Origin of the sequence: Nannocystis pusilla, from assembly GCF_026626665.1 — a bacterium.
GTDB classification, from domain to species: Bacteria; Myxococcota_A; Polyangia; order Nannocystales; family Nannocystaceae; genus Nannocystis; species Nannocystis pusilla.
This window is the reverse complement of the sequence record NZ_JAPNKE010000002.1, coordinates 884,136-900,755: the sequence shown is the minus strand read 5'-3', so window position 1 is coordinate 900,755 and position 16,620 is coordinate 884,136. Positions and strand designations below refer to the sequence as shown.

The following is a 16,620-nucleotide window of genomic DNA, read 5'->3' as shown; positions in this document are numbered from 1 at the left end:
ACCTCGGCGTTTCGCGTTAACGATTCATCACGCCCCCGAACTTGCGCGGGCCGCCGATGCGCCGGACACTTCGCGCGGAACGATGCAGATCACCAGCAATTTCGACGGCGGCAACATCCTCGTCCGCGACATCGCCGACCCCGGCAATGCCCACCTCGAGATCCGCCGCGACAACAACTCCGACTTCTACCAGTGGTTCTACTTCCGCGCCTCGGGCGTGCGTGACACCCCGCTCGTCCTTCACATCGACAACGCGGGCACCAGCAGCTACCCGCCGGGCTGGAAGGACTACCGCGCCGTCGCCTCCTACGATCGCGAGCAGTGGTTCCGCGTGCCGACCGACTACGACGGCGAGCGCCTCACGATCCGCCACACCCCCGATCACGACAGCGTCTTTTACGCCTACTTCGCGCCCTACTCGCACGAGCGCCACCAGGACCTCGTCGCCGCCTGCCAGACCTCGCCGCAGTGCCGCCACGAGCTGCTCGGCGCCACCGTCGACGGCCGCGACCTCGACCTCCTCGTGATCGGCGAGCCCGCGGCCGGCAAGCGCGTGTGCTGGATCGTCGCCCGCCAGCACCCCGGCGAGACCATGGCCGAGTGGTTCATGGAGGGCCTGCTCGAGCGCCTGCTCGACGACGAAGACCCGATCGCCCGTCACCTGCTGACGAAGGCTGTCTTCTACTGCGTCCCCAACATGAACCCCGACGGGTCCTTCCGCGGCAACCTGCGCACCAACGCCACCGGCGCCAACCTCAACCGCGAGTGGCTCGAGCCCACGCGCGAGCGCAGCCCCGAGATCTACTACGTCCGCAAGCGGATGGAGCAGACGGGCGTCGACTTCTGCCTCGACGTCCACGGCGACGAGGCCCTGCCCTACAACTTCATCGCCGGCCCCGACGGCGTCGCCTCCGTCACCCGGCGCGTGCTCGACCTGCAGGAGGAGTACGAGCGCCTGCTGATGCGCAGCAGCCCCGACTTCCAGCTCGAGTACGGCTACGACACGGTGCCCCCGGGCGCCGCCAACATGACGATGTGCACCACGTTCATCGCCGACCGCTTCGGCTGCCTGTCGATGACGCTCGAGCAGCCGTTCAAGGACACCGCCGACTCGCCGCACGAGTTGGTCGGCTGGTCGCCCGAGCGCTGCCGCAAGCTCGGCCGCGCCAACCTCGACGCGCTCCACGGCGTCCTCGACCGCCTGCGCTGACGCAGTGGACCTCGCGGGCGCGCCGCGTTCGCCCGCGCGGCCGCGGTCACGACGGCGGCCGCGCTCACCTGCCCCTTCGGACAGGCGTCTGCACGGCCGCCCGCGCGCCTGCCCCTTCGGACAGGCGCGCTCCGGTCAACGCTCCTGCTTGCCTGACCCTTCGGACAGGCGCATCACGAACGCGAACTCGATCTTGCGCCGCTGCACGCTGCTGTCGATCACCTCGACCACCAGGCGGTCGCCGACCGTCAGGGTGAAGCCCGTGCGCTGACCGACCAGCTTGACCCCGGAGGTGTCGAGCTGGAACTGCTCGCCGCGGTCGCGCTCGAGGTTGCCGACGCGCACCAGCCCGTCGACGAACGGCCGGTCGACCTGCACGAACACCCCGGGCGCGCCGATGCCCGACACCGTCGCCTCGAAGCGGTCGCCCACGCGGTCGCGCATGTACAGCGCCGCGAACAGCGACTTGCTGTCGCGCTCGGCGTCGGCGACCGCGCGCTCGCGCAGGCTGCTGCGGACCGACTGCTCGGCCGTCTGCTCCCGCTGCGGCATCGCCGGCACCGGCTCCGGCCCCGGCAGCCCGCCGATCTTCGCCAGGTGGGCCTTGAGCACGCGGTGCACGATCAGGTCCGGGTAGCGCCGGATCGGCGACGTGAAGTGCGCGTAGGCGTCGCTGGCGAGCGCGAAGTGGCCCACGTTGTCGACGCTGTACTGCGCCTGCGCCATCGCCCGCAGCATGAACATGTGCAGCGCGGCGCGGCGCGGGTGGTTCTGGGTGCGGTTCAGGAACTTCTGCGCCCCGCGCGGCGTGGTCAGTTTCTCCGGGTCGGCCTTGGCGCCCAGCGCCTCGGCCACCGTCGCCAGTTGCTCGAGCCGCGCCGGGTCGGGCGGCGCGTGGATCCGGAACACCAGCGGCAGCTTGGCCGCCACCGCCACCCGCCCGACCGCCTCGTTGGCGGCCAGCATCAGCTCCTCGATCAGGTTGTAGGCCCGCGCCAGCTCGGCGCTGGCCCGCGTCGGCACGATGTCGCGGATCCGCTCGGGATCGTCCTGGTCGAGCAGCACCTTGATCTCCGGCACGTTGAGCTCGATCGCCCCGAGCCGCAGCCGGCGCGCGCGCAGCCGGTCGGCCGCGGCCCGCAGCGCCGCGATCCGCGAGCGGACCTCCAGCGGCTGGGTCACCTGCTCACCTGTCTCATCGGCCAGCACCGCCGCGACCTCCTCGTAGGTCAGGCGCTTGCGGCTGTGGATGACCGCCGCGCGCAGCACCAGCTCGTCGATCTCGCCGTCGGTCGCGAGGCGGAAGCTCGCCACCATCGCCAGGCGGTCCTGCTCCGGCACCAGCGAGCACATGTGCGACGACAGGGCCCGCGGCAGCATCGGGATCGACCTGTTGGGCAGGTAGCACGAGAAGCAGCGCCAGGCCGCCTCGCGGTCGATCGCCGTGCCCTCGCGGACGTAGTGCGACACGTCGGCCACGGCCACGTGCACGCGCACCGCCCCGTGCGAGCCCTCGCCGGCGATCGCCTCGACGCACACGGCGTCGTCGAAGTCGCGGGCGTCGACCGGATCGATCGTCATGAACTCGAGCCCGCGCAGGTCGGCGCGGTTCGCCAGGTCCTCCGGCTGCACCGTCTCCGGCACCGCCTCGGCCTCGGCCAGCACGTCGGCCGCGAACTCCGGGTCGATGTTGTACTCGAGCAGGATCTTCGCCTGCTCGGTCGCCAGCGTGTTCGGCGGGCCCAGCAGCCGCTCGATGCGGACCACCCCGCCGTCGCGCGCGTCGTTCGGGTAGCGCGTGATCGCGGCGACCACCACGATGTCCTCGGGGACAGGTGTGTCGTCCTCGACGTCCGGCCGCAGCAGCACGCGCGGGTCGTCGCACTCGAGCACGCGGACGCGGCCGATCCGGCGCACCTGCCCGGTCAGGCGCGTGCGACCGCGTCGCACGATCCGCACGATCTCCCCCTCGAAGCCCTTCTCGGACGGCCAGCTGTGGACCTCCACCTCGTCGCCGTCCAGCGCGCCGCCCAGGCGGCCGCGCGGAATGAAAACAGTACCTTCACCATCGAGGCGCTCGGCGAAGCCGAAGCCTCCGGGTTGACGACCAGCCTCGCGGCCGCGGCCCCCTTGTCTCTTCTTTACTCACGCGCGTGAAGATGCCGACCCATTCCCCCCGCGCAACCCGCGACGAAGCGCGGCAAACGCACGCGCGCGCGAGCACGCCTGGCCGCTTCGGCGCTAACGGAAGGCTCGCAGGTGCCCGTCGTCGCAGCCGACGACGAGCGTGCCGTCGTCCGTGATCGCGACCGACGAGTCGATGTCGGCGCCGAGCTCGAGGGTCCACAGCACCTTGCCGCGCGGCGACACCGCGTAGAGCCGCTCGTCCTGGCTGCCGAAGAAGATGTTGCCGGCGGCGTCGACGACCGGCGTCGCGTGGATCTTGCCGCCGGTCGGCAGCACCCACTTCACGTCGCCGCCCGCGGACAGCGCGTACAGGTTGCCGTCGAACGACGTCGCGTAGACCGCCCCGGCCTCGCCGAGAGCGATCGCCGAGCGGATGTCCTTCTGCGCCACGAAGCTCCAGCGCAGGCTGCCGTCGGTGCGCAGCGCGTGGACGCGGCCGTCGTCGGCGCCGACGTAGATCGCCCCGTTGTCGCCGAGCGCCGGGCCGCCGTCGACGTCGGCGCGGATCGAGTACGTCCACTGCATCGCGCCGTCTGCGCTGAGGGACAGGAACAATCCGTCCTGTCCGCCGACGTAGATCGTGCCGTCGCCTGCCACGAGCGGGGCCGCGAACACGTGCTTGGCCTGGATCGACGCGTCGGCCGGGTAGTGCCAGCGGATCTGTCCTTCGGGACTGATGCGGTAGACCCCGTCGGCGCCGAGGATGAGGTCGCCGTCGGGCGCGATCGTCGGCCCGCCGTCGGCGTCGCAGCGGGCGCCTTCGGGGCCCGGCACGCGCGCGCCGTCGCAGTTGCCGAGCTTGAGGGTCCACGCGATCGCCTGCTTCTCGAGGTCGATCGCGTAGAGCGTGTCGTCGTCGGCGCCGACGTAGGCGCGATTGCCAGCGACCGCGGCCGTGGCCCAGACCATCCCGCCGAGCGTCACGTCGAGCACGATCTCGCCGGCGCGTGAACCGCCCAGCGCCACACCGATGAAGCGGCCCGCGTGCGTCCCGACCAGCGCGGCGCCCTCACCGCCGACCTTGCCGAGCGCGGGCGAGGCGAACACCACCGCCCCGAGATCGCGGTCCCACAGCTCTTTCGGCTCCTGCGTCGGCCCTTGCCCTTCGTCGGTCCGGCGTGGCCGGGGCCGCCGCGGGTCCACTTGCCGGTCGCCGGCGTCGGCGGCCGCGACGTTGCAGATACAGCCGCCTCGGGCGGTCTGGGGGCCACGCAGACCCCGGCCTCGCAGATTCGGTCGCCTTTGCAGTCGGTGTCCTTGGCGCAACCCGCATCCTGGGTATTCGGCGCCTCGGTCGCCTCGGTCCACTGGCACCCGGCGGCGCCCAGCACTCCGGCGACCGTCAGCGCAAGCCCTAGAACATCGTTACTTCGACTTCTGCGCGACACTCCAGGAGTCCTTTGCCGGGCGCGACCAAGTGAGCGAAAACTCTTGCCTTTGCGGCAATCTACCTTCGGCTCGGCTTTGACATCAACATTTTGGGGTGGTACCTGTATCCCGATATTCGCGGGAAAAAACGCCCCCCGGCGCGGGTTCCCGCGCAAGACCGGGCGTCGCCCGGCGCCCCGGGTACCCCCTTTTTTCTCGCGGGCGCGCCTTCAGCGCACACCCCTTCCCGCCCAGTGTTCCCCTCGATTCACCCTCTGACCAGCCCTCGAACGACGTTCTGTCGCATTCGCGGTCTGGCTCGGATTTCTGGCCCTCCGGGCCTTCTTTGCGCCTGAGGAGCACGCATGTCCAGCCAGCCAGCCGCCCAGATCTCTTCCGGGACCGACGAGCCGGTCGAAGAGATCTACTACCGCAAGGGCGACATCGACTTCTGTTTCCTGCTGAACCGCCGGCACCACAACCTCCGCGTGTTCGACTACCGCGTCGGCAACTATCAGCAGAAGCGCGACTTCTTCGACCGGATCGCCCGGGCCGAGGGTCTGCGCAAGGTCTTCACGGTGGTCGAGAAGCAAGACTCGAAGAGCTGGCGCAGCGTCGGCTTCTCGCGCGAGGGTGCGATCCCCGGTTATTTCCGCACCGCCGACGCTTACATCATGAGTCGCGTCTACACCGAGGACGGTGAGCCGATTCAGGGCGGAGCGCCGAAGATGGGCGCGCCGCTGGCGTTGCCGGGCAAGGAGGGCAAGGACAAGGACCTCAAGTCCGTGCCCAAGCCGCGCGGCCTGACCGTCGACTTCATCCGCGACCCCGTGCTGCTGCAGGACATCGTCCGCGGCGTCGGCCAGGACGCGCTCTACGCCCCGTTCCGCCGCGGCGTCTTCAACCCCGACCTGGCGATCCACGCCAAGACCGGCAAAAAAGAGTACTGGGTCGGCGCCGAGACCGACAGCTCCTTCGGCCACGCCAAGGTCGACATGCTCACGCCGCCGATGAAGGACATCGAGCTGCCGGTGCTCGAGTACTGCGTGAAGGCGCTGCTCGACGAGCTGCACAAGCAGGAGACCGCCAGCGTGTTCGCGCTGTGCGCCGCCGACTGGACGCTGAGCAATCAGGTCTACAGCGAGCTCGGCTTCAAGGTCACCGCGCGGCTCACCGACCACATCACGCGCGCCGACGAGTTCGTGGGCGCCCAGCTGTGGCACCGCCGCCTGGCCAACGTCGCCGCGCCCAAGCTGAGCAGCCTGCTCGGCTGATCGATCACCCTTGGCACTTCGCGCGTGCGCCCCTCGGCGCGCACGCGCGATGCGTCATTGGTTCGCCGCGCGCCGCGATCGTGCGCGCCCCTGTCGATGCCCGCCGCCAACCTCGCCGACGCCACTTGACGCACCTGGGGCTGGGTTTACCTTCACGCCCGACGCCGACCCGGTGGCGCCTGCGACGAGTCCGCTGGCGCGCGTGCCGGCGGCCTGCGACAACCCTCCGATTCGTTTTTGCCGAAGGTGCCCCGTGACCACTAGCCGCGAAGAGAAGCACGAGTTCAAGGCCGAAGTCAGCGCGCTGCTCCGCCTCGTCACCAACTCGCTGTACACCAACCGCGAGATCTTCCTCCGCGAACTCGTCTCGAACGCCTCCGACGCGCTCGACAAGGCGCGCTTCCAGGGCCTCACCGACACCAAGCTGCGCGACCGCCACGAGAAGCCGCAGATCAAGGTCACCGCCGATCATGGGCGCGGCGTCCTCACGATCGAGGACACCGGCGTCGGCATGACGCGCGACGAGATCGCGCTGAACCTCGGCACGATCGCCCACTCGGGCACCCTGAAGTTCATGGAACAGGCGCGCGCTCAGCAGGAGAGCGGCCAGAAGCCCGACGTCAACCTCATCGGTCAGTTCGGCGTCGGCTTCTACAGCGCCTTCATGGTCGCCGACCGCATCGACGTCACGAGCCTCAGCGCCGCCGAGGGCGCCGAGCCCGTGCACTGGAGCAGCACCGGCGACGGCACCTTCAGCGTCGGTCCCGGCGAGCGGACCACCCGCGGCACCACCATCGAGCTGCACCTCAAGGCCGAGGCCAAGGAGTTCCTCGATCGCTGGAAGATCGAGGGCATCATCAAGCGCTACAGCAACTACGTCGTCCACCCGATCCTGCTGAAGGTCGTCGACGACAAGGGCAACACCGAGGTCGACGGCAAGCAGGTCAACGACGCCACCGCCTTCTGGATGCGGCCGGCCCGCGAGCTCACCGACGCCGACTACAACGAGTTCTACAAGCACGTCATGGGCGGCTTCGTGCTGCCCGGCGACGAGCCGCTCGGCCACCTGCACCTCCACGCCGACGCGCCGATCCAGTTCGTCGCCCTGCTCTACATCCCGGGCAAGCCGCCGGCCGACCTGTTCCAGGAGGACCGCAAGGCCCTGCAGCTGTACGCCCGCCGCGTCGTGGTGATGGAGAGCTGCGACAAGCTGCTGCCCGGCTACCTCCGCTTCGTCCGCGGCCTCGTCGACTCCGAGGACCTGCCGCTCAACGTCTCGCGCGAGATGCTGCAGGAGCACAGTCGCTCACCTCGATCCGCCGCCAGCTCACCCGCAAGGTGCTCAAGCTGCTCGAGGGCATCGCCAAGGACAAGCCCGAGACCTACGAGAAGATCTGGGACAACTACGGCGCCGTCCTCAAGGAGGGCATCCACACCGACAGCACGCACCACGACGACCTCGTCGAGCTGCTGCGCTACCGCACCTCCGCGGACGACAAGGCCGTCTCGCTGGCGCAGTACGTCGAGGCGATGCCCGAGGGCCAGCCGGCCATCTACTACATCACCGGCGAGTCGCTGGCCGCGGTGGCCCGCAGCCCGCACCTCGAGGCCTGCCGCGCGCGGCTACCAGGTCCTCTACATGGCCGACCCGATCGACGAGTGGGTCGTGCAGGACCTGTCCGAGTACAAGGGCAAGAAGCTCATCAGCGTCACGCAGGGCGACCTCGACATCCCCGAGGACGACCAGCACAAGCACGACGCCGGGGCGATCGCCGCCGCCGTCGACAAGTCGAAGGAGCTGCTGACCGACAAGGTCAAGGACGTGCGCGTGTCGAAGCGCCTGCGCGAGAGCGCCGCCTGCCTGGTCGACGACAGCGGCGGCCTGTCGCGCAACATGGAGCGGATCCTCAAGATGGCCCGGCAGGACGTGCCGACGCGCCAGCGGATCCTCGAGCTCAACCCCGAGCACCCGTTCGTCCAGGCCGTCGACAAGCTGGCGCGCGAGGCCCCGGGCGACGACCGCCTCGGCACCTACGTCGAGCTGCTCTACGATCAGGCCGCCCTCGCCGAGGGTCAGGTCCCCGATCCGGCCGGCCTCCTCAAGCGCTTCAACTCGGTGCTCAGCGGCACCATCAAGATCTGACGCCCCGCCGCACCTGAAGAGCTCCGCGACCCGAGTCGCGGAGCTCTTCGCGTTCTCGGGACATGTCCCCCTGGACATGTCCCCGAGGTCACGCCGCCTGCCGCCGGCGTCGCCCCAGCAGCGCCAGCAGCCCGAGCAGCGCGGCCGAGCCTGTCCCTCCGGACATATCATTGCGACAGCCGCAGCCCTCGCCGCCCGTCTGCCCGCCGGTCTCGCCCGCGGTGTCGCCGGACTCGCCGCTGCTGCCAATGCCGCCCGTCGAGGGGCCCGTGACCTCGCCGCCGCCGGTGGTCGGCGCAGACGTGGCCGTGGTCGTCACCGCGCCGCTGTCGCTCGCGCTGTCGCCGGTGCCGGAAGACTCGGACGTCCCCACGCCGCTGTCGGTCGTCGGATCGACCCCATAGGCCGTCATCGTCGCGTTCGAGTCTGCCACCAGAGTGTTGACGCCGGCGCGGTACTGCAGGCGCGCGCTGTTCTCGTACACCCCGGGCGCGCCGAGCTCCACCGTCACGCTGACCGTCTTGCCCTCGCCCTCGCCGAGGTTGCCGAGCTGCCAGGTCACCACCCCGTCGACGTGGCTGCCGTCGTCGGTCGCCGACACGAACGTCACCCCGGCCGGCAACGTGTCGGTCAGCACCGCGTCGAGCGCGGGCATCACCCCCATGTTGACGAACGTGATGTCGAACGTGACCTCGGGGACATCCGTCGTCGCCGGTGCCGCCTTGGTGACCGAGATCTGCGGCAACCCCTCGGCCGTCGCGCACGGCGCCTCGAACAGCGAATTGAGGAACAGCCGCGTCCCCTGCGTGGTCGGGTTCTCCGAGATCGGCAGGTCGACGTCGTACTCGTGCCCGCCGAGGTAGCTGACCTTGCCCGCAGTCAGGCACGCCGCCGACACCCCCAGCCCGTTTACGAGGCCCGGACAGATGCCGTCGACGAAGCCGGTCATCCACACGTCATTGGTGCCGATCGGCGTGCCCGCCTCGGTGATCATGACGATGTCGCTGCCCTTGTAGCTGTCGCCCTCCGGCAGGCTGTACGCCGGCTCGCTGCCGCCGACCGACTGGAACGGCCCGTCGAGCTGGCCGAACGGCGTGTCGGTCTCGTAATACTCGTACATGTTCGGCTGGTCGCCGATGAGGAACCCGCTCGGCGTCAAGAAGTGCCCGTGCTCGGCCAAGTTCTCGAACGCGTTGACCGCCTGACACTCGGCGAACAGGTGCGTCGGGTGAGTCAGGATTGGCGCATCTCCGCCACCACCTGCGGGTTCTGCTGGGCGTCCTTCACCCCCCAGTGCATCGACATGAACTGGCAGTAGACCGGGTCGCCCTCGGCGTCGAACAGCGCCCCGTCGCGGTGGTTGTCTTCGGTCGGCCCGGAGAGCTCGGACGGATCGAGCATGTCGGGGCTGGTGTCGGGCCAGCCATAGTCGCCGACGGAGTCGGGGATCCCCGCCGCCATCATGTACTTGCGCGCGATCTTCTGGTTGCCGTCGGCCATCATCGCGATCGTCGGCGCCACCACCAGCGTCGTCGCTACGTCGCTGGAGAAGCCCTCGCTCGCCTCGTGGACCGCCACGTCGGGGTTGTCCTGCTGCCAGGCCTCGATGATCGGCAGCGCGCCCGCGGCGTCGACCGCGTCGATCACCCACGGCCCGCCGCGGTAGCCGTGGTCGGCGATCGCCGCGCCGCTGGCCACGTCCGTCGCCGAGGCGGTGAAGTCGGCCTCGGCGGGGCCCTTGCCGGCCTTGATCGCCCAGTGGACCGGCACGCCCTGGCGCAGCAGCTCGTACACGAGCCCGTAGGCGCGCAGCATGCCGAGGTCCTGGTAATCGGTGTCCATCGGGATCACCAGCGAGCCGGCGGCGAAGTCGGCCGCGCTGGCCGGCACCGGCGTGAGCGCGAGCGCCACGGCCACAGCAGAAACACCTGTACGGATCATGAGGTTTTGTCTCCGAACCACCTGGACAGACTCCTCAGGGTCCGCTCCAACTCGCGTGCAAAACCTGTCCCTCGGGACACTCAAGAATTTCGGTGCGCCGATGTCCCACAGCGGCGCCGCGCCCGCAAAGCTGTCTCTTCAGACAGCGAACCGTGCACCCGAGCGACGAGCGCTTGCGAGCCGGCCACCGGCCTCAGCCGAACACGTCGGGGAAGCGGACGTCCGGCGCGACGTCGCCAGCCGTCGCCACCCAGCGCAGGCCGCTCAGCATCAGGTCCTCTTGCACGACCCCGCGCCCGCCGAGGATCGGGTTGGGCGAGAACAACAACACCCGCCCCTTGCCGAACTGCGACGCGGTGATCGCCGGCGTGCCCGGCATCTCTCCGGGACCTGTCCCCTTGGACATGTTGTAAATCTCGCCGACGAACGTCGCCAGCGACACGTAGGGCGCGAGCCCCTCGACGGCGACGGGCGTGAAGATCGGTCCGTTGGCGTAGAACAGCTTGAACGGCTCGCGCCCGGGCGCCGACACGTCGAGGCCGGCGATCCCGCGCTGCCAGAAGTCACCCGTCAGGTTGCGCCCCGCCACGATCCGCAGCTTGTGGAACTGGTCCTCGCCCTGCAGCGCCATGTACGCCCCGGCGCACACGCCGACGTAGCCGCCGCCGCGGGCGACGAAGTCCTTCACCTGCTGCTTGCCGACGTCGCCGAGGTTGCGCCCCTGGGTCGAGCCGCTGCCGCCCATGAACACCACGACGTCCTCGTCGGCGAGCGAGCCGCCGCGGATGTCCTCGGGGACAGTCACGCGCAGACGAAAGCCCTCGCGCCCCTCGAGCAGCTGCTTGGCCGCCGCGAAGGCCGCGGGATGGACCCCGCCGGCCTTGTACAGCGCCACCCGCACCGTCTTTTTCCCCGCGCGCGCCCGCGCCGGCAACATCGCGCCGATCGCCGCCCCGATCGTCGCCCCCAGGATCTCGCGTCGCCGCAGCACCTCCCGAGCGTGCCACAACTCGCCGCGCCGCGCCGCTCTGCCGCCTGGAGACACGGTGTGGCCGCGCGCGCCATGCCTCGCGCGACCGCTCGCCGCGGCTCAGCGCAGGTACTTGCCTTTGAGGATCTCGTCGATCTCTTGCAGCATCCCGAGCATCTGATCGACGCGGTCCTGCAGCCCGCGCACGTCCTGCAGGTTGCCCGTGGCCGCGCGCACCAGCGGCACCAGCGTGCGCTCGACGATCGCCACCTGCTGCGCCAGCAGCTCCTGCACCCCCGGCGGCGGCTCGTTGTGCACGTCGACCTTGAGCGTGGCCTGGTTGAGGCCCTCGAGCGCGCTGGCGATCCGCGCGACGATCGGCCGCGCCCAGTCGAGCCCGCCGGTCGTCGGCGGCGCCAGGTTCGGCATCGGCAAGGTGCTCAGCTTCTTCTCCGGCTCCGGCGCCTTCTGCTGCTGCGCCTGCGCCTGCGCCTGCGCCATCAGCTCGACCAGGCGCGCCTGCTGGGCCATCTGCGCCTGCTGCAGCTCCTTGCCGTTCGCCGCCTCGCGCTCGGCCGCCAGCAGCAGCGAGTCCTTGACCTGCTCGACACGCTCGGCGAGCACCGACAGCTGTCCCGCCACGCGCACCGCAGGGTCGTCGGCCGCGCCGCCGAGGCTGCGCACGCGCTGGAACTCGCGCTTGATCAGCGCCCACCGCTCGGCCCGCTCGCCTTGCAGTCGGCCGCGCATCTCCGCCAGCTTGAGCAGGTTCTGCTCGGCCGCCACCGTGAGCGTCTGGGCCTCGCCGGCGTAGTGGTCGTCGACCAGGCGATCGACCTCGTCGCCCGTCATCGCCGCCGCGACCTTCTCGGCCAGCTTGTTCATGTTGCGGTAGCTGCCCTGCAGCTTGAACGCCGGCTCGGTGCGGAACTTGTCGTCCATCGCCGCCGACGCGATGTACTCCTTGTTCACGCGCAGCAGCACCTCCTGCACGCGGAACAGGTGCTTGATGACGCCGACGATCTCCTGCACCTCGGCGCCGGCGTAGCCGTACGAGAAGTCGGTGGTCGCGACCTCCTCGCCGCGCGCCATCTTGATGAAGCGGTACACGTCGGCCTGCTCGCGGGTGGCCAGCGGCGCCAGCGTGCGGTTGGAGGTCAGCGTGTTCTCGATGTAGCTGAGCGAGAACGCCTCGAGGTTGCCGCCGAGGATGTCGCCGAGGTTGTAGGTGTCGGCGCGGTTGGCCAGCATGTCGGGGATCTTGAACGCCGCGCCCGACTCCGTGTACGGGTTGCCCGCCATCACCACGCAGAACTTCTTGCCGCGCAGGTCGTACGTGCGCGAGCGGCCGCGCCACACGCCCTCGATGCGCCGCTGCGCGTCGCACAGCGAGATGAACTTCTGCAGGAACTCGGGGTTGGTGTGCTGGATGTCGTCGAGATAGAGCATCACGTTGTTGCCCATCTCGAGCGCCAGGTTGACCTTCTCGACCTCCTGCGCCGCGGTCGCGTTGGGCGCCTCGGCCGGGTCGATCGACACCACCTCGTGGCCGAGCGCCGGCCCGTTGATCTTCATGAACACCAGGCCGAGGCGGTTGGCGACGTACTCCATGAGCGTCGTCTTGCCGTAGCCGGGCGGTGAGATGAGCAGCAGCATGCCCATCCGGTCGGTGCGCTTCTGGTCGCCGGCGGCGCCGAGCTGCTTGGCCATGTTGGCGCCGACCAGCGGCAGGTAGACCTCGCTGACCAGCTTGTTGCGCACGAACGAGGTCAGCACCTTCGGCATGAACTCGTCGAGGCGCAGCCGCTTGCGCTCGCGGTCGATGAGCTGCTGGCGCAGGCGACGGAACTCGCGGAAGCCCGGCACGCGCACTCGAGCGAACTCGCCGAGGCGGCCGAGGAACTCGTCGAGCCGCAGCTCGAGCGTGCGCTCGCGGATCCGCGGGTGCTGCCCCAAGAGACCGGTGACCTGGGTGCTCTCGAGCGCGGACTGGACCTCGCGGTCGAGCTTGCGGTCGGTCAGCGCCAGCGCGGCAGCCTCGACCAGCGCCGTCGCGCCCTTGGCCTGCTCCGGCAGCGCCGCCGCGAACGCCTCGAGCCACGCCTTGACCAGCTCGAAGCGCTCGCGCAGCCGGCCCTCGAGCGCCCGCAGGTCGTCGTCGAGCGCCCGCCGCTTGCCGCCGGCCTCGAGCGCGTTCAGCAGCTCCTGCCACAGCGTCTGCGCCGCCGCGCTGGTGACGAAGCGCGGCCGCTCGTCGATCAGCTCCTCGGCGAGATAGGCCCCGGCGGGGTGGAAATCAGCTGTCCCAAAAGACAGCCCCGTCTGCTGCACCCACTCGCCGATCGCACGGGCCAGCTCGCCGGCCAGCGCCTCGGTCGCGGCCCCGTGGCCGAACACCGCGCGCAGCCGCCCGGCGCTCTGGGCCCGGCGGTGCCACACCGCCTTGAGCTCGTTGCGGTCGAAGTACGCCCAGAACAGGCAGGCCAGCGCGCGCGGCCCGGCGACACGCGGAGTAGCCCCGCGGTCGCGTACATCGTCAGCAGCTTGTCGAGGATCAGCGCCGCATCGGCGTCGTGCAGGCCGCGCTCGTAGCCCTCGTCGTAGCGCTCGGCCGCGAACTTGCGGACCAGGTCGACCAGCCCGCCGCCCTCGCGCCCGGCCGCGTGCAGCTTGTCGATCGTCAGCCCCTGCTCGCCGCGCTCGGCCGCGAACAGCACCGAGGCCGCCAGGTACTCGCCGCGGTAGACCTGCTCGATCTCCGACACGATCTGCTGCGCCCAGAATTCCTTCGTCTTGGCGAACTCGGGGTCCTCGACCGTCTCGTAGAAGTCGGTGCCGCCGAGGTGGATCGCCATCGTGCCCTCGCGCGCCACCAGCGTCAGGTCGAGCACCTGCGTGTTGACGGTGAAGCGGAACGTGCCGAACTTGACGACCTGCGCGCCCTCCTCGAACAGCTCGAGGCGGTCTCGCAGGGCCCGCAGCGCGTCCTGGCGGGCCGCGGTGACCTTGGTGGCGATCTCGTCGGCCTTGACCGACGCGCCCAGCCCCATGAGGCGCTCGACCAGCTCCTTGGCCTTGAGCACCATCGCGTCGGCCGCGAAGTAGGCGTTGAGCTCGTCGGCGGTCTTGAACGTCTGCGCGCGCCGGCCGACGCCCTCGAGGATCCGCTCGGCCGCGGCGACGAGGTTCTGCACCCGCGCCTGGCGCTCGTCGAGCAGCGTCTGCTTGCGGGCCTGGAACGCGTCGTGGACCTCTTCCCGCTTGCCGGCGATCTCGCCGAGGAACTCGTCGAACTCGGAGAACCGCCCGGCCAGCTCCTCGAGCTGCACCAGCAGCTTCGCCAGCTGCTCGTCGCACTTCTCCGGCGTGTCGCACAGCGCCAGGCCCGACGACACCGTCTGGGCGAACAGCTTGAACTGGGCCGCGAACTCGGCCTTGCCCTCGGACGTGAGCAGCTGCTTGCGGACGCTCTGGAAGGTCGCCCGCACCCGGCCCTGGTGGGCGAACACCGTCGAGATGTCCTCGAGGATCTTCGTCCGCGCCACCGCGTCGCCGACCTGCAGCCCGCTGACCACCTCGGCCAGCACGTTGAGGCCGTCGCCGATCGCCTGGATGTCCTGCTCGATCGGCTGCAGCTGGGCCGCGTTGTCGACCTTCTCGAGCTTCGCCAGCACCTCGTCGAGCCGCTTGCCGACCGGCAGCAGCGCCTCGCCCTTGACCAGGAACTCGACGCAGGCTCGGCTGACGCGGTCGAACTCCTCGACCAGCTGCTTCTCGAGCACGTCGAGCGCCGGCAGGTCGATCGACCGCACCTCGCGGAGGGTGATGACCGCGCCCCGCTGGTTGCGCAGGGCCGTCAGCGCCTGCATGTACTGCTCGGCGCTCTTCCAGTCGCCCGGGCGCAGCGTCTTGACCAGCGCGGTCTGCTTGGTCTGCGCGTCTTGCAGCGCCTCGCGGGCGCGCTTGCGGATCGCCACGACCTTCTCGAACTCGTCGATGATGAGCTCGCCGGTCTGGCGGATCGTCTTGACGTCGCTGGCGAGGTCACCGACCTCCGCGTTGCCGAGCCAGTAGTAATTGTCGACCAGCCGCTGCGCCTGCGCGATCAGGTCCTCGTAGGTCTCGCGCCGCGGGTCGCTGTTCTCGATCAGGCGCGCGACGCTGAAGGCCTCGCTGATCCCGCGCACCAGCTCGGCGTTGCCGACCTTGGCCAGGTACGAGCCGTCGGTCGGGGCCGCGGCCGCGAACTCCGACGTCATGAACGGCGTCTGCCACACCTGCATCGGGTGCAGCTGGGCCTGCTCCTCGCCCTGCGCGCGGAACACCACCAGCTTGCCGTCGCGGAACAGGCTGTACCCGTTGCACTGGATCGGGTTGGCCATCTCCTTGCGGATCAGGTTGTACGGGAACAGCACGTACCGGCCCTGATCGCGGCGGTAGAACACGTAGAGCACGTCTTCGCCGTTGGGCGCGTCGATGCGGCGCTCGAACTCGAAGGCGCCGGACTCGCCGCCGCCGAACTGCTTGGTGTCGCCCGTCGTCAGGTAGTAACCGCCGGGGAACACCACCCCGTGGCCCTCGGGCAGCTGCATGCAGCTCTGGCCGATCGCGTCGATGCGGGCGACCGACTTGAGCCGCGTGTTGTAGACGAAGAAGCGCGGCTTCTGCTCGCGGTACGGCAGGATCTTCAGCAGCACCAGCGGGCCGACGATCGCATAAAAGAACTTGGCGTCGTCGAGCGCCTGGTTGGTGTCCTCGACCGGCTCGCGGTAGATGCCGAGGCCGTCCTTGGTGTTGTTCTCGACCTTGATCGTCAGATCGCCGCCGACGGTCTCGACGAACACCAGGTCCTTGATCGACACGTGCGGGTGCGGGCCCGCGACCTGATCCTCGCGGGTCGTCGCCGTCCACTCGAAGTCGTGCGAGGCTGGCTTCGGCAGCTCGCGGTCGCCGCGGGTGTCGACGTACCTGACCCCGCCGCGCGGCAGCACGTTCCAGTGCAGCACCTTGACGTCGGTCGTCGCCGCGCCGATCTGGAACACCGCGAACAGCTTGGTGTCCGTCGCCTTGAGCCGCTGCAGCCGCGTGTCCTTGTAGTACTTGTAGATGTCCGTGAAGTCCTTGACGAACTGCTCGCCGTCGAGGAGCCCGGGCACCTTGTCGAGCGTGGCCGGCTGCATCGCCTGGCCCTCGGGGGCGCTGCCGTCGAAGGTCTGGATCGAGAACACGTCCTCGACCGCGACCTCCTTCTTCATGCCGAAGAACACGTTGTAGCCGAGCAGCAGGTGGCCGCCGGTCTGCACGATGTCGGCCGGGACGCAGGCGTGCTCGGTGCGCACGCGCTCGTTGGCGACCACCTGCAGCTCGCTGCCGCCGAACGCCTGCTTGCGCCGCTCGTTGAGCGCGCCGGTCTTCTCGGCCAGGGCCTTGCCCTGCGCGACCAGGCGGGCGCGAATGACCTCGTAACCGCCGCTCTCGAGCGCCTCGCCGCCGTCCTGCGGCTTGTCCTTCGCCTCTGCCATGGCGG

Annotated in this window: 10 protein-coding genes and 1 pseudogene; 4 read left to right on the top strand and 7 right to left on the bottom strand. The window is 69.9% G+C overall.

The annotated features are described in order from the left end of the window. Window positions 1–82 precede the first annotated feature (82 nt). Window positions 83–1,210 carry a M14 family metallopeptidase gene (locus OV079_RS04095; RefSeq protein ID WP_267766357.1) on the top strand — a complete coding sequence of 376 codons (1,128 nt, stop codon included), beginning with the start codon at window positions 83–85 and terminating at the stop codon, window positions 1,208–1,210. Between the two features lie 135 nt (window positions 1,211–1,345). Here the strand turns inward: OV079_RS04095 and OV079_RS04090 are convergent, their stop codons facing one another. Further along, window positions 1,346–3,259 (bottom strand): ribonuclease R family protein, encoded by a 1,914-nt coding sequence (locus OV079_RS04090; protein ID WP_267778454.1) that lies wholly within the window; start codon window positions 3,257–3,259, stop codon window positions 1,346–1,348. Here OV079_RS04090 and OV079_RS04085 point away from each other — a divergent pair. Next, window positions 3,206–3,367, top strand: a complete 162-nt coding sequence (locus tag OV079_RS04085) for a hypothetical protein (protein ID WP_267766355.1) — start codon at window positions 3,206–3,208, stop codon at window positions 3,365–3,367. The two genes, OV079_RS04090 and OV079_RS04085, sit on opposite strands and share 54 nt — an antisense overlap. A gap of 84 nt (window positions 3,368–3,451) precedes the next feature. Here OV079_RS04085 and OV079_RS04080 read toward each other — a convergent pair whose 3' ends face one another. Further along, the gene (locus tag OV079_RS04080; RefSeq protein WP_267766354.1) at window positions 3,452–4,540 is read right to left on the bottom strand and encodes an outer membrane protein assembly factor BamB family protein; all 1,089 of its coding nucleotides are present in this window, start codon (window positions 4,538–4,540) and stop codon (window positions 3,452–3,454) included. 590 nt (window positions 4,541–5,130) lie between these two features. Between OV079_RS04080 and OV079_RS04075 the strand changes: the two genes are divergently transcribed. Continuing rightward, a complete protein-coding gene (locus OV079_RS04075) occupies window positions 5,131–6,039 on the top strand; it encodes a hypothetical protein (protein WP_267766353.1) in 909 nt (302 codons plus the stop codon). A gap of 49 nt (window positions 6,040–6,088) precedes the next feature. Further along, window positions 6,089–8,182 (top strand): annotated as a pseudogene (gene htpG / locus OV079_RS04070) (molecular chaperone HtpG). Between the two features lie 88 nt (window positions 8,183–8,270). Here htpG and OV079_RS04065 read toward each other — a convergent pair. From OV079_RS04065 to OV079_RS04045, 5 genes are all read right to left on the bottom strand, one after another. Continuing rightward, entirely contained in the window at window positions 8,271–9,362 is a 1,092-nt protein-coding gene (locus OV079_RS04065; protein WP_267766349.1) for a DUF11 domain-containing protein, read from the bottom strand. Window positions 9,363–9,415: 53 nt separating this feature from the next. Further along, window positions 9,416–10,093, bottom strand: coding sequence for a hypothetical protein (locus OV079_RS04060; RefSeq protein WP_267766347.1), 678 nt, complete (start codon window positions 10,091–10,093; stop codon window positions 9,416–9,418). Between the two features lie 223 nt (window positions 10,094–10,316). Beyond that, window positions 10,317–11,114, bottom strand: coding sequence for a BPL-N domain-containing protein (locus tag OV079_RS04055; RefSeq protein WP_267766346.1), 798 nt, complete (start codon window positions 11,112–11,114; stop codon window positions 10,317–10,319). Between the two features lie 99 nt (window positions 11,115–11,213). Then, window positions 11,214–12,704: a hypothetical protein gene (locus tag OV079_RS04050; protein WP_420829499.1), complete on the bottom strand. Its 1,491-nt coding sequence runs from the start codon at window positions 12,702–12,704 to the stop codon at window positions 11,214–11,216. A gap of 647 nt (window positions 12,705–13,351) precedes the next feature. Continuing rightward, on the bottom strand, window positions 13,352–16,615 hold the full coding sequence (locus tag OV079_RS04045) for a DNA repair ATPase (RefSeq protein ID WP_267766344.1): 3,264 nt from the start codon (window positions 16,613–16,615) through the stop codon (window positions 13,352–13,354). Window positions 16,616–16,620 lie beyond the last annotated feature (5 nt).